General features: G+C 66.4%; 13 protein-coding genes. 8 read left to right on the forward strand and 5 right to left on the reverse strand.

Annotated features, from left to right (window positions below):
- Window positions 1-30 precede the first annotated feature (30 nt).
- The 5 genes from MJ956_RS03125 to MJ956_RS03145 all read left to right on the forward strand — a co-directional run bounded on the left by MJ956_RS03125 (window position 31) and on the right by MJ956_RS03145 (window position 6,524).
- Entirely contained in the window at window positions 31-1,809 is a 1,779-nt protein-coding gene (locus MJ956_RS03125) for a DEAD/DEAH box helicase (RefSeq protein ID WP_253963022.1), read from the forward strand.
- Window positions 1,810-2,022: 213 nt separating this feature from the next.
- Window positions 2,023-2,646 (forward strand): cysteine hydrolase family protein, encoded by a 624-nt coding sequence (locus tag MJ956_RS03130; protein WP_253963023.1) that lies wholly within the window; start codon window positions 2,023-2,025, stop codon window positions 2,644-2,646.
- 78 nt (window positions 2,647-2,724) lie between these two features.
- A complete protein-coding gene (locus MJ956_RS03135) occupies window positions 2,725-3,048 on the forward strand; it encodes a hypothetical protein (protein WP_253963024.1) in 324 nt (107 codons plus the stop codon).
- 381 nt (window positions 3,049-3,429) lie between these two features.
- Window positions 3,430-4,557, forward strand: coding sequence for a molybdopterin-binding protein (locus tag MJ956_RS03140; protein WP_253963025.1), 1,128 nt, complete (start codon window positions 3,430-3,432; stop codon window positions 4,555-4,557).
- Complete coding sequence (locus MJ956_RS03145) at window positions 4,554-6,524, forward strand: molybdopterin biosynthesis protein (protein ID WP_253963026.1); 1,971 nt, start codon at window positions 4,554-4,556, stop codon at window positions 6,522-6,524. Before MJ956_RS03140 ends, MJ956_RS03145 begins: the two co-directional genes overlap by 4 nt.
- A gap of 3 nt (window positions 6,525-6,527) precedes the next feature.
- Here the strand turns inward: MJ956_RS03145 and mobA are convergent, their stop codons facing one another.
- A complete protein-coding gene (gene mobA, locus MJ956_RS03150; RefSeq protein ID WP_253963027.1) occupies window positions 6,528-7,157 on the reverse strand; it encodes a molybdenum cofactor guanylyltransferase MobA in 630 nt (209 codons plus the stop codon).
- Complete coding sequence (locus tag MJ956_RS03155) at window positions 7,147-8,040, reverse strand: formate dehydrogenase accessory sulfurtransferase FdhD (protein WP_253963028.1); 894 nt, start codon at window positions 8,038-8,040, stop codon at window positions 7,147-7,149. The genes mobA and MJ956_RS03155 overlap by 11 nt, the downstream gene beginning before the upstream one ends.
- 172 nt (window positions 8,041-8,212) lie before the next feature.
- Here MJ956_RS03155 and MJ956_RS03160 point away from each other — a divergent pair, with 172 nt between their 5' ends.
- Together MJ956_RS03160 and MJ956_RS03165 are read left to right on the forward strand one after the other, a co-directional pair.
- Entirely contained in the window at window positions 8,213-9,469 is a 1,257-nt protein-coding gene (locus MJ956_RS03160) for a molybdopterin molybdotransferase MoeA (protein WP_253963029.1), read from the forward strand.
- 44 nt (window positions 9,470-9,513) lie between these two features.
- Window positions 9,514-9,762: a sulfurtransferase TusA family protein gene (locus MJ956_RS03165; protein WP_253963030.1), complete on the forward strand. Its 249-nt coding sequence runs from the start codon at window positions 9,514-9,516 to the stop codon at window positions 9,760-9,762.
- Between the two features lie 78 nt (window positions 9,763-9,840).
- Here the strand turns inward: MJ956_RS03165 and apbC are convergent, their stop codons facing one another.
- Window positions 9,841-11,004 carry an iron-sulfur cluster carrier protein ApbC gene (gene apbC / locus MJ956_RS03170; RefSeq protein ID WP_253963031.1) on the reverse strand — a complete coding sequence of 388 codons (1,164 nt, stop codon included), beginning with the start codon at window positions 11,002-11,004 and terminating at the stop codon, window positions 9,841-9,843.
- 122 nt (window positions 11,005-11,126) lie between these two features.
- Here apbC and MJ956_RS03175 point away from each other — a divergent pair, with 122 nt between their 5' ends.
- Window positions 11,127-11,417, forward strand: coding sequence for a DUF3144 domain-containing protein (locus tag MJ956_RS03175; RefSeq protein WP_253963032.1), 291 nt, complete (start codon window positions 11,127-11,129; stop codon window positions 11,415-11,417).
- Window positions 11,418-11,451: 34 nt separating this feature from the next.
- Here the strand turns inward: MJ956_RS03175 and MJ956_RS03180 are convergent, their stop codons facing one another.
- Both MJ956_RS03180 and MJ956_RS03185 read right to left on the reverse strand, forming a co-directional pair.
- Window positions 11,452-12,138, reverse strand: coding sequence for a DUF3306 domain-containing protein (locus tag MJ956_RS03180; RefSeq protein ID WP_253963033.1), 687 nt, complete (start codon window positions 12,136-12,138; stop codon window positions 11,452-11,454).
- Window positions 12,131-12,676, reverse strand: a complete 546-nt coding sequence (locus tag MJ956_RS03185) for a DUF3305 domain-containing protein (RefSeq protein ID WP_253963034.1) — start codon at window positions 12,674-12,676, stop codon at window positions 12,131-12,133. The genes MJ956_RS03180 and MJ956_RS03185 overlap by 8 nt, the downstream gene beginning before the upstream one ends.
- Window positions 12,677-12,709 lie beyond the last annotated feature (33 nt).

Below are 12,709 nucleotides of genomic sequence, written 5' to 3' on the forward strand. Positions count from 1 at the left end.
CCGTGACCGTCACCATGCAAGGACTGACCGATGTCGTTTCGCCCGACGAGCCCTCCGCTTGCCCGCGCCCTAGCGGAGCGCGGCTATGAAGATCCGACGCCCGTCCAGGACGCGGTGCTGGAGGCGGGGGCGGCGGAGCGCGATCTCCTCGTCTCGGCCCAGACCGGATCGGGCAAGACGATCGCCTACGGTCTGGCGATCGCCTCCACGCTGCTCGGCGATGCGGAGCGGCTGGGCGTGGCCGGCGCGCCGCTGGCGCTGATCGTCGCGCCGACGCGCGAGCTGGCGATGCAGGTCACGACCGAACTGACCTGGCTCTACGCCCAGACCGGGGCTGAGATCGTCACCTGCGTGGGCGGCATGGACCCGCGCGCCGAGAAACGAAAGCTGGCCCAGGGTGTCCACATCGTGGTGGGAACGCCTGGCCGCCTGCGCGACCATCTGGAGCGCGGCGCGCTGCGGATCGGCGGGCTCAAGGCCCTGGTCCTGGACGAGGCTGACGAGATGCTCAATCTCGGCTTCCGCGAGGATCTGGAATTTCTGCTCGAGGCGACGCCGCGCGACCGCCGTACCCTGCTGTTCTCGGCAACCCTGCCGAAGACGATCACCGCCATGGCCAAGCGCTATCAGCGCGATGCGGTGCGCATCGAGGCGACGCGTGGCGCCGCCGGCCATGTCGACATCGAATATCGCGCCATCCGGATCGCGCCGAACGAGATGGAGCACGCCATCGTCAACGTGCTGCGGCAGGCGGATTCGCCGAGCGCGATCGTGTTCTGCAACACGCGTGAGGCGGTGCGCCATCTCTCCTCGGGGCTGCTGGAGCGCGGCTTTTCGGCGGTGACGCTGTCCGGCGAACTTGGCCAGAGCGAGCGCAATCAGGCGATGCAGGCGCTGCGTGACGGGCGCGCGCGGGTGTGCGTTGCCACCGATGTGGCGGCGCGCGGCATCGATCTGCCGAGCCTTGGCCTCGTCGTCCACGCGGATCTGCCAAGCGACGCGGAGACGCTGCAGCATCGCAGCGGGCGGACGGGCCGCGCCGGCCGCAAGGGCGTGTCGGTGCTGCTGGTGCCGATTTCGCGGCGGCGCAAGGCCGAGCGGCTGCTGGCCGAAGCCCGCATCCAGGCGACATGGGGCGGGGCGCCCTCCGCCGACGAAATCCACCGGCTGGACGAGCAGCGATTGTTGTCCGATCCGATCCTGACCGAGGAGGCCAGCGAGGACGATCTGGCCGCCGCCCGCAATCTGCTGGCGACACGATCGCCCGAGGAGATCGCGGCGGCGCTGGCGCGGCTCTATCGGTCGCGCCTGCCGTCGCCGGAGGACGTCTTCGATCCCGGCTTCGGCCCGGACCCCAAGGCCGGCAAGGATTATGCCGAGGGCCGGGGAAGGGACCGCGATCGGGGCCGCGGCAAGGAGCGCGCTCGCGGCGGTCCGACCGTGTGGTTCCACATGGATGTCGGCCGGCGCAACAATGCCGACCCGAAATGGATTCTGCCGCTGCTGTGCCGGCGCGGCAAGATCACCCGTGACGAGATCGGCGCGATCAAGATCTTCGACCGCGAGACCAAGGTCGAGATCAGCGAGGGCGTCGCCAAGAAATTCGCCGCCGCGGCTGAAGTGAGCGACGGCGACGACATCACGATCTCGATAGCGGGTTCGCCCGGCGATCAGGGGCCGCGCGGGGACAAGCGGCCGTCGGGCAAGCCGCGCGGCAAGAAACCCTTTCAAGGCAAGCGCCAGGACGGCGCGCCAACCCCGAATAAACCCCAGGGCAAGCCGCGCCGACCGAAACGGGCGAAAGTCTGACTCGCCAACCGATCCCGCGTACCGGCGTCTGACGTCGGTCGGTCATCGCCCTGAAGACGTGAAAAATCTGGCGGAGATGCGCGCAAATCATCGCGCCGATCCGTTGCCGCGAAAGAAACGCAGCGGGAACCGCGAGGCGGATGAGTTCATTCCGGCCGACTGCGCGCCCGCCGGCGACAGCAGGGCGAGCGCGGATCGATCGAAAGGGGAACGATGAACAGCCACAATGTTCGCAAGAGGCTGGATCGGCAAACCGCCCATCTTTGCGTCGATATGCAGAGGATGTTCGCCGAGGAGACCGAGTGGCGCACGCCCTGGATGGATCGAGTCTTGCCGGTCGTCGAATCGATCGTGAAGCATTGCCCCGAACGTACGATTTTCACCCGCTTCATACCGCCGCGGACAGCAGACGAGGCTGAGGGTGCCTGGCGGGGCTATTTTCAGCGTCATCACCGGTTCACCCGGGACGAGATCGATGCCGGGCTTCTAGATCTGGTCCAACCGCTCGCCGCGCTCGTCCCTCCGGCCACCCTGTTCGACAAGTCGGTCTACTCGCCCTTTTACGATGGCCGGCTAGTCAGCCGTCTGAGAGAGCGGGATGTCGAGACCTTGATCATCACGGGTGCGGAAACCGACGTGTGTGTTCTTGCGGCCGTGATGGACGCAATGGACCATGGCTTCCACGTCGTTCTTCCCCGGGACGCGCTGTGCAGCGGCGCCGACGAGACCCATGACGCTCTGATGCGAGTGTATGAGAGCCGGTTCAGCCAGCAGGTCGAGCTCACGACGGCGGTGGAGGTCCTGCGACGCTGGATGATCGATACATGCCGAACCTGAAGGCAGCTCCGTTCGTGCCGATTGCCGCCACTGTTTCGTCCCGAAAACGCCCAAAGTTCAAATGGCTTAATGCATGGCATGCGACATCGCGAAAATATGCTGTGCAAGGAGGTCCGGATGGACAATTTACGTGACAGCATCAAAACCATGGTCGAGGAGGCGCGCGAGCGCATGACCGCGGTGTCCGTCAACACCCTCGTGGCAGAACTTGCCGGCAGGTTTTGCGGTGAGGAGGCGAAGAAACTGATGATCGCGCGCTTGATCATCAGCGAATGCGGCGCGGCCGGCGTACCGATGACCGTCAGTCCGGGCCTGGTTGGCGGAGGTCCTGCGATACTTCCACCGGATCGGCCGCCTTACAGGCAGGGGTTGCCCCGGTCGCAGGAGCGTGGCGTTCTTTGACGGAAGCCGGCAGCTGCTCGTCACGTGAACGACGGCAGCGACAAGACCCAGGTCCGCACGAAGCTCTCATGCATCGCGACACTGATCGGGCTCGCTCGGCTCTCTTGCTGGCCTAGATCGCTCTAACCCGGTCAGGACCAGCTTCTGGATCAGTTGGAGCCGAGGGCTGCGGGACGGGAACCCAGCTGAGTTGATCGACCCGGTGGACGATTCTTTTTGCAGCCTTTCTCGACCTGACAGGCGGGGGACGCGGATCGGCACGCCCGTGCCCGCCGCATAGGGTCTTCGCGAGCCGTACCGAAATCACCCTTTCCTCGGGATGCCGTAGGCCGCGATCGCTGTTATATCGAGCCGGGATCGATCAGTGAATCAGCGGGGAAAATGACGGCTCTCCAGGAAATCGGCGGGGCTCTGGCCGCCTTCGATGTGGTCCATGACTGGCTTTTGGACGGGCTGGCGCCGGTCGCGCCGGTCGATCTGCCGCTTGACGCCGTGCTCGGCGCAATCGCCGCTGAGCCCGAACCGGCGTCGCACGCCTGTCCGTCGTGGGATGAAGCGGCGATCGACGGCTGGGCATTGGCGGCGCGGGATCTGATCGGCGCCTCGTCTTTCGCGCCAGCCGTGCCGGCGGTTCCTCCGGTCCGGGTCGAGGTCGGCGACATCCTGCCGGACGGATGCGACTGCGTTGTCGACCTGCACGGTGTCGATGCGCAAGGACCATTGATCCAGGTCCTCACCGAGGCCATTCCGGGCCAAGGCGTGCGCCGCGCCGGCGAGGATATCGCGGTGGGGCAGTTACCGGCAATTCCCGGCCGAAGAATCTCCGCCTTCGACCTTCTGTGCGCGCGCCGGGGCGGCCTCATGGACTTGCCGGTGCGACGCCCGCTGGTTCGGCTGATCGATCTGGAATCCGCCCATGCCGCGCGCCTGACCGCCGATTTCGCGGCTGCGCGGGCGGGAGCCGCGGGCGCCGTTGTGGCGCGCGTTTCCTGCAAGCGCGACGCGGCCTCCATCGCGAGCAACATATTGGCAGAAGCCGCGGACCTGATCGTCCTCGTCGGGGGCACGGGAGCGGGCCGGAACGACCAAACGGCGGCCGCTATCGCACAGGCGGGCGAACGCTTCGCCCACGGGATCGCGCTGCAACCCGGGCGCACCGCCGCCTTCGGCCGGGTCGGACAAATCCCGGTAATCGCATTGCCGGGGCAGCCGGATCAAGCGCTGGCGGTCTGGCTGACCCTTGTCGAGCCGATCCTGCTCGTGTTGACTGGAGCCAGACCGCGAGACCCGGTATCCCTGCCGCTTGCGCGCAAGATATCGTCGGGAATCGGAGTGACGGACATCGTTTTACTGAAGCAGACTGAACGCGCCTGGACGCCGCTTACGGTCGGTGCCCTGTCGCCGGCGCAACTTGTGTCGGCCGACGCGTGGTGCCTGATTCCCGCGATGAGCGAAGGCCATGCCGCCGGCACGCCCGTTGCGGGATATTCTCTCCACGAGGCGCCATGACGAAGAATTTCGCGATCGCGCCGAACGCCCCGGCCACCGTCCGCGGCGGGGGTGTGGAGCAGGAGCAGTTCCTGTCGATTCTGTCACGCGAAGAGGCATTTCGCCGGTTCGAGGCGGCCGTGTTCCCACGCCCGCCCGCGAGCGAGCAATGCGCGCTCGAGGATGCGCTGGGCCGGGTGCTCGCGGCCGATCTCGTCTCGCCCATCGACGTGCCGCCGTTCGATCGGTCCAATGTCGACGGGTTCGCCGTGCAGTCGAATGATCTGGCGACCCGCGGCCAGGCCAATCCGGCGCGCCTGGCTCTCAATCCCGAGACACTCGCTTGCGGGGTTGCTCCGACATTGTCGGTGTCCAGCGGTACCGCCACGCCGATCTCGACGGGCGGGATGGTTCCGCGCGGGGCCGACGCGATCGTCATGGTCGAGCACACGCAGCCCCTTGAAGACGACGCGGTCGAAGTCCGGCGCGCGGCCTCGGCCGGCCAGTTCATTTCCTATGCGGGCTCGGACATCGCGCGCGGCGAAATGCTCTTGCGTGCCGGGACCGTCATCGGCTCGCGCGAAATCGGCATGGCGGCCGCCTGCGGCCTCGCGCGCCTGCCGGTCGCGCGAAAGGTCAAGGTCGCGGTCCTGTCGACCGGCGACGAACTCGCGCAGCCCGGACAGGCGCTCGGTCCGGCTTCCGTCTACGACACCAACGGCGCGATCATCGCCGCAGCCGTTTTCGAGAATGGCGGCGTGCCGGATTTCCTCGGCGCGTTCCCCGACGACGAGGACAAGCTGGAAGCCGCCATGCGCGCGGCGCTCGCAACTCACGACATGATCATCCTTTCCGGCGGCACCTCGAAGGGCGCCGGCGACGTCAGCCATCGCATCGTCGCTCGGCTGGGCCAGCCGGGGATCGTCGCGCATGGCGTTGCGCTCAAGCCGGGGAAGCCGCTTTGTCTGGCGGTCTGCGAGGCCAAGCCGGTGGTTATCCTGCCGGGGTTCCCGACCTCGGCGATGTTCACCTTTCACGACATGATCGCACCGATCCTTCGCCGTATGGCGGGCCTGCCGCCACGTGCCGAGACACGGGTATCAGTGCGGGTCCCCGTGCGGATCGCTTCGGAACTGGGGCGCACCGAGTTCACGATGGTCTCGCTGGTTCAGGGCGACGACGGGTTGATCGCCTATCCGACCGGCAAGGGGTCCGGCGCCATCACCTCGTTTTCGCAAGCCGACGGGTTCTTGCGCATCGAAGCGCTGGCCGACCATCTGCCGGCCGGGGCGCAAGCCGAGGTCACACTCTTCACACCGCATCTGCGCATCCCCGATCTGGTCATCATCGGCAGCCACTGCACCGGCCTCGACCCGGTCCTGGCGCCGCTGGCCCGCGACGGGCTGACGGTCCGCTCGCTCAGCGTCGGCAGCCTGGGCGGACTCGCGGCGGCCAAACGCGGCGAGTGCGATCTTGCGCCGATCCACCTCTACGATCCGCAAACCGACAGCTACAACGCGCGGTTCCTGGCCGACGGCCTGGAACTGGTTGCCGGCTGGCGGCGCATGCAGGGCATCGCGTTTCGCGCCGGTGATCAACGCTTCGAGGGCGCTGGCGCAAACGAGGCCGTCGCCAACGCACTCGCCGATCCGGATTGCCTGATGGTCAACCGCAATCAGGGCGCGGGCACGCGAATCCTGATCGACCGGCTGTTAGGGCAGCATCGCCCCGGCGGCTACTGGAACCAGCCGCGCTCGCACAACGCGGTGGCCGCCGCGATCGCGCAGGAACGTGCCGACTGGGGCGTGACGATCGAGCCGGTGGCAAAAGCGGCGGGGCTCGGCTTCATCCCGCTCACCGAGGAGTCATACGATTTCGTGCTGGTTTCGGCGCGGAAACAGCGGAGCGCGGTGCAGGCGTTTTTGTCGGCGCTCCACGCGCCGGAAAGCCGCGAGGCGCTGAAACAGGCGGGATTCCGGCCCGCCTGATTGTCAATCGGCGAGACGGGTCGCCAGAGCTTCGGCTTCGCCAAGATCCTCAACCGTATTGGCGTTGAAGAAGGGATCGACGGGCTCGTTCGGCCAGGAGACGGTCGCGAGGCGATAGCGCGCTGTCCACCGGTCGATCTTGCGCATGTCTTCGCCGATGAGGGCGTCACGCAATTCCTCGCGCAAGGCGACCTTCCAAAGACCGATTACCGGATGCGACCAGCCGCCGGAGGCGGCGACCGCCAGATCGGCGTTCTCGGCTTCCCGCGCCTCCTCGAGACGGGCCACCAGATCGCGCGGCAGGAACGGACAATCGCCCGCCACGCTCACGATCCAGGCTGTGCCAGGACGGTTTTCCGCGGTCCAATCGAGCGCCGCCAGAATACCGGCGAGCGGTCCGGGGAAGTCTTCGAGCGTGTCGGCGACCACCTGCAGGCCGAAGGCAGCAAAGCGGGCCGGGTCGCCATTGGCGTTGAGAATGAGTTCGGCGCATTGCGGCGCGAGGCGATCGACGACATGCGACAGGATCGGGCGCCCGCCGATCGCCCGCATCGGCTTGTCGCCGCCGCCCATGCGCCGCGCCAGACCGCCGGCGAGGATGACGCCGATCGGCAATGTCCGATCACTCGTCATGGCCGGCGCCCTTTCGCTTGCTGCGCGACGGCTCGTCCTCGACGGTCGCGATGTCCTGGTCGAAGACGATCCGGTCCGTGCCCGACAGCGCGGCGAAACGCTTGCCTCGCGCCCGGCCAACCAGCGTCAGGCCGACCTGACGCGCCAGCGCCACGCCCCATGCGGTGAAGCCGGAGCGCGAAACCAGGATCGGGATTCCCATCCGCACAGTCTTGATGGTCATTTCCGACGTCAGCCGCCCAGTGGTGTAGAGGATCTTGTCGGCCGCATCGATCTTGTGGCTGAACATCCAGCCGGCGATCTTGTCGACCGCGTTGTGCCGTCCGACATCCTCCATGTAGCAGATCGGCTCGCCCTTCACGCAAAGGACGCAGCCGTGGATCGCCCCGGCTTCCAGATAAAGGGAAGGGGTCGTGTTGATCGTTTTCGTCATCGCGTAGAGCCACGAGGTGCGCAGTTCCGCTGTCGGCAGCTCGATGTCCTCCAGCGCCTCCATCAGGTCGCCGAACGCGGTGCCCTGTGCGCATCCCGATGTCAGGGTCCGCTTTTTCAGCTTCTGCTCGTAATTCGTACCGCGCTCGGTCCTGACGACCACCACTTCGAGGTCCTCGTCATATTCGACGCTGGTGACGACATCGTCCGGTTTCAGCATGTTCTGGTTCAACAGATAGCCGAGCGCCAGATAATCCGGGTAGTCGTTGATCGTCATCATCGTGACGATCTCCTGGGCGTTCAGATAAAGCGTCAGGGCGCGCTCGACGGGGACGCTGAGGTCCACCGCCGCACCGGTCTGGTCGATGCCTCCCACCCGCTCCGTCAGACGTGAATTGCCGGGATCCGGCATGACGACGCGGACGGCCGCCCTGTTCTTCAGTTCCTGCATGGTGCTCCCATCGTGATCTTGTCGCGTGCGTCGCGGCCAGGGCCGGCGCCGGCGCCGGCGCCGGCGCAGAAGATTTCCGGACAAGGGTAGAGTGTCGATCGCTTGTCATATAGTGCCGATCGCAGGACGTCCGGTCATTCCCGGCGACCGGCGACGAATATGGGTTGTGACGATGGCTCAACTTTCGGACGATTGCTTCGCCTTCGGCGGGCCGATGATGACGGTCGCAGAGACGATTGCCCTTATCGCATCGCGGTTGCTGCCGCTTGCGGAAACGGAAACGCTCGCGCTGGGCGACGCCGACGGGCGCATTCTCGCCCGCGACCTGATCGCGCCGATAGCCCTGCCGCCCTTCGCCAACTCCGCCGTCGATGGTTACGCCGTCAGCGGCGCCGATCTTCCCTCGACCGGGGAGCGAGCATTCCAGGTCAGCGGGCGGGTGCAAGCGGGGCCGGGCGCGAATCTTTCCGTCGCCTCCGGGGAGGCCGTCCGGATCTTCACCGGCGCGCCGATGCCGGCCGGCGCCGACACGGTCTTCATGCAGGAAGATGTGCGTCTCGAGGAGACCGGTGCGGTGGTCCTTCCCGCCGGCCTCAAGGCGGGCGCCAACATGCGCCCCGCCGGCGAGGACGTGCGGAGGGGGGCGGTCGTCCTGGATGCCGGCCGGCGCCTGCGGCCGCAGGATATCGCGATGGCCGCCGCGCTGGGCGAGACCCGTCTGGACGTCAGCCGCCGGGTCCGCGTCGCGGTGTTCTCGACCGGCAACGAGATCGTCGCGGCCGGGACGCCGCGCGGGCCGACGCAGCTCTATGATTCCAACCGGTTCATGCTGATGGCGATGCTGGCGCGGCTCGGCTGCCAGATCACCGATCTCGGCATTCTGCCGGACGATCGGGCGGTGATCACGGAAATGCTGCGCGATGCCTCGTCCGCGCAAGATCTCATCCTGACATCGGGCGGCGTGTCGACCGGCGAGGCGGATTTCGTCAAGGACGCCGTGGAAAGCGCCGGATCGCTGGTGTTCTGGCGCGTCGCGATCAAGCCGGGCCGCCCGGTGGCGATGGGCGTCATCGGCGGGACCCCGTTCATCGGATTGCCGGGCAACCCGGTGGCGAGCTTCGTCACTTTCGCACATATCGCCCGACCGGCGATCCTGGCGCTCGCGGGCGCGACGTCGGAACCGCCCGTCACGACGCCGATCCGGGCGGCGTTTTCCTACAAAAAGAAAAAGGGGCGGCGCGAATATGTGCGTGTCAGCCTGAGCCCCGCCACAAATGGCTCGGTGGAAGCCGTGAAGTTTCCGCGCGAGGGGGCGGGCCTCCTGTCGTCGCTGGTCGAAACCGACGGGCTGGTCGAACTTGGCGAGGACGTGACCGCGGTTCAGCCGGGCGATATCGTCGGGTTCATTGCCTATGCGAGCCTCTACTGACAAAGCGATTGACGCCGTCCCGCGCCTCGGCCAATTTGCCGGCCATGTCCGTCACGACCAAACTCGATCTCGTCGGCCTGAAATGCCCGTGGCCGGCTCTGAAGACGCGCAAGGCGCTCGGCAGCATCGCGGCCGGCGATCGTCTCGAAGTCCATTGCAGCGATCCGCTGGCGATGATCGACATCCCGAATCTGATCCGCGAGACCGGCGATAGCGTCGAGATCACCGAGCGGGGCAAAGACCGCGTCGTGTTCCTGATCGAAAAGCGCCAGGAAACGGCGGTATCGGGCTAGAGCGCGGGAAACCGGAGGGGCTGGATGGGGATATCGCGGCCCCGCCTGGCCCGATCCAGCCCAGCCGCCGCGCGGCCCCTACTCGAAGACGATCGACGGCGCGCCGCTCATCTGGCGCTCCTCGCTTACCCGTCTCCATGCCTTGTCGGCGATTTCCCGGTAGATTTTCGCATGCGCGCCGTCCGGATCGGAAACGACGATCGGCGTGCCGCCGTCGGACGTCTCGCGGATGGCCATGTCGAGCGGCACCTCGCCAAGGAACGGCACGCCGATTCGTTCGGCCTCCGTGCGCGCTCCGCCATGGCCGAAAATATCGTGCTGGCTGCCGCAATTCGGGCAGATGAAATAGCTCATATTCTCGACGATGCCGAGGATCGGAACATCGACCTTCCGGAACATGGCGAGGCCCTTGCGCGCGTCGATCAAAGCGAGATCCTGCGGCGTCGAGACGATGACCGCGCCGGCCAGCGGCACGTTCTGGGCCATGGTGAGCTGGGCGTCGCCGGTGCCGGGCGGCATGTCGACGACGAGCACGTCGAGTTCGCCCCATTCGCCCTCGCGCAGCATCTGGGTCAGCGCCGAGATGACCATCGGCCCGCGCCAGATCATCGGCGTTTCCTCGTCGACGAGGAAGCCCATCGACATGACCTTCAGGCCGTAGCCCTCCATCGGCTTGAGGATGCGGCCGGACACGGTCTGCGGCCTGCCGGAAATATGCAGCAGACGGGGCATGGAGGGGCCGTAGATGTCGGCATCCAGTATGCCGACCTTCAACCCGTTCGCCTGAAGGCCGAGGGCCAGATTGACCGCGGTGGTCGACTTGCCGACGCCGCCCTTGCCGGAGGCAACGGCGATGATCGCGCCGATGCCGGGGACGCCGGCCTTTGCCGGCGGGGTTGGTTTGGCGTGAGCGGCATGGGCCGCCATTGGCGGGGGCACGGCGGCGGCCTGGCGGGCGCTCGGTGCCGGCCGCACAGCCGGCGCGGAAGCGCCGCTACGCTCGGCGGTCAGCGCGACGACCGCCTTCTCCACGCCCTCGGCATTCATCGCCGCCTTTTCGGCGGCGGCGCGCAGGGGTTCCAGTTCCTCGGCACGGTCGGCCGGCACCGTCAATGAAAAGAATGCCTTGCCGTCGGCGAGAAAAATATCCGAGACCAGGCCGAGATCGACGATGTTGCCGCTCAGATCAGGCCCTTTGACCCGCTTGAGCTGCTCCAGAATGCTGTCCTTGCTGATTGCCAACTGAACTCTCGCTGTTATGGAAGTCTGGACCGTCACATACGGCAAATGCGGTGCGCGGCCAATCGCGCTTCGTGATTGGAGATAAGGCCGACCGCCGGGACGCGCCAGGAGGAGACAGGAATATGCCGTCGCAGGGAAATGGCACGCAAGGGCAAGCGGCCGAGCCGCTGGAGGCGACCAGCCCGGAGGCGTTCGTCAGGCTGGCCGACCGGTTCATCGATGTCGCCAACCGCGCCAATCGGAAGGTCCCCGCGACGGACATTCACATGGCCTTTCTCTACGCCGCGGCGCGTTATAACGCCCATGTCGGGCGCAATGTCCGCGATGTCGCAGACCACGAGGTGTACGTCGAGGAAATGGCGGGCATCTACAAGGAAATGCTGCGTACCCACCTGGCCGATCCGGACGTGTGAAGGAGGGCCGGCCGGCGTCTCGGAGCCTGAAGTCCTACCCCTCCAGGCGGCTGCGTATAGACACCCGCCTTCGCGGCTGCTCGGCCTCTTCCGGCTCGATCGATTGCCCAGCCGCGAAGGCGGGTTCATCCGCCTCGTGGCTTTCGATGGCGATCTCGACGGGCGTTTCGTGTTCGTCCGGGGAAATGGCGGCGGTCTCGTCGGCTGCCAGCGGTTCGGCTTCCGCCTCGGATACCGCTTCCACCGGCTCCGCTTCGCCGCCAGCAGATTCCGCGACCGCGAGCTCCCGCGACATGCGGCCGGTCGCCTGCTGGGTCTCCTGCTCTTCAAGGCTCAAGAACCCGCGCCCGACCTGCCACAGGGATTTATAGACGTTGTGCGCGGGATTGCGGAAATCCTCGTCATAATCGTTCAGTCCATCGAGATTGGCGAAAACGGGATCTGTTCGCCACAGCTTTCGCAGCGCTTGCTTGCGTAGCAACTCGGGAACACCGCGCTTCAGGAAGATGGAAAAATCGTCGCCTCGAACAAGGGAATCGATGTCGACCGCTTCGGCGGCCATTCGATTCTCCTCGGCTTCCGGATCGGGCGCATCAGCTTCAACGACCGGCCCGCATTCGTCCGGCGCGTTCACCACCGCCGGGTCGGCGTCTTCGAGATCGCGCTTGCGCCGCGACCAGCGCGACAGGAAACCTTCAGGCTTGCCGGCGTCGTCAGCCATCGAATTTGCCTCCAGCGGGCTTTTCGCGGTGCAGGAAGATCGGCTCCTGGCCGAATTTATGGTCGTCCGTGTCGAGCTTGTCGCGCCGCCGCTTCCTGAACACTTCATCCTTGTGATAGCGCTCGACGAAATCCATGATCGCCCCGGCGATTTCCGGCGGCATGGCGACCCGCTCGACAATGTCTTCGGCGCTGTCGTCATAGTCCTGCGCCAGATAGGGCGAGGCCGTCACCGAATGGACGAACCACGGCAAGGGATGGGTGTCGTCCGCCGAGCGCCGCAGGATGACGAAAAGCGCCGGCGTCTGGCTGTTGAAATTATGAACATAGGCCTCGGTGTCCGCGGCGTGGCAGGTCAGATTGTGGACGCCCATGAAGTAGCGCGTCATGGTGTCGTCGCGCAGGAGTTCATCGCCGGCCGAAAAGCTCCCGGAAGCGGGTGTCACACCCACCGGAATCCAGTACTCCTTCGCCCATCTCGAGACCGACCGCCGCTTCTCTGCGAGCACGCCCACCATGATCGTCAACTCCCGGGCCAAGCGGCGTCATCCTTTCGTATCAGACAGGCTCAT

Source organism: Aurantimonas marianensis (assembly GCF_024195285.1).
Classification (GTDB): domain Bacteria; phylum Pseudomonadota; class Alphaproteobacteria; order Rhizobiales; family Rhizobiaceae; genus Aurantimonas; species Aurantimonas marianensis.

Bases quoted from the DNA above. Each gene is read 5' to 3' on its own strand.
- MJ956_RS03125 (WP_253963022.1), top strand. From the start codon at position 31: ATGTCGTTTCGCCCGACGAGCCCTCCGCTTGCCCGCGCCCTAGCGGAG.
- MJ956_RS03130 (WP_253963023.1), top strand. From the start codon at position 2,023: ATGAACAGCCACAATGTTCGCAAGAGGCTGGATCGGCAAACCGCCCAT.
- MJ956_RS03135 (WP_253963024.1), top strand. From the start codon at position 2,725: ATGCGACATCGCGAAAATATGCTGTGCAAGGAGGTCCGGATGGACAAT.
- MJ956_RS03140 (WP_253963025.1), top strand. From the start codon at position 3,430: ATGACGGCTCTCCAGGAAATCGGCGGGGCTCTGGCCGCCTTCGATGTG.
- MJ956_RS03145 (WP_253963026.1), top strand. From the start codon at position 4,554: ATGACGAAGAATTTCGCGATCGCGCCGAACGCCCCGGCCACCGTCCGC.
- mobA (WP_253963027.1), bottom strand. From the start codon at position 7,157: ATGACGAGTGATCGGACATTGCCGATCGGCGTCATCCTCGCCGGCGGT.
- MJ956_RS03155 (WP_253963028.1), bottom strand. From the start codon at position 8,040: ATGCAGGAACTGAAGAACAGGGCGGCCGTCCGCGTCGTCATGCCGGAT.
- MJ956_RS03160 (WP_253963029.1), top strand. From the start codon at position 8,213: ATGGCTCAACTTTCGGACGATTGCTTCGCCTTCGGCGGGCCGATGATG.
- MJ956_RS03165 (WP_253963030.1), top strand. From the start codon at position 9,514: ATGTCCGTCACGACCAAACTCGATCTCGTCGGCCTGAAATGCCCGTGG.
- MJ956_RS03175 (WP_253963032.1), top strand. From the start codon at position 11,127: ATGCCGTCGCAGGGAAATGGCACGCAAGGGCAAGCGGCCGAGCCGCTG.
- MJ956_RS03180 (WP_253963033.1), bottom strand. From the start codon at position 12,138: ATGGCTGACGACGCCGGCAAGCCTGAAGGTTTCCTGTCGCGCTGGTCG.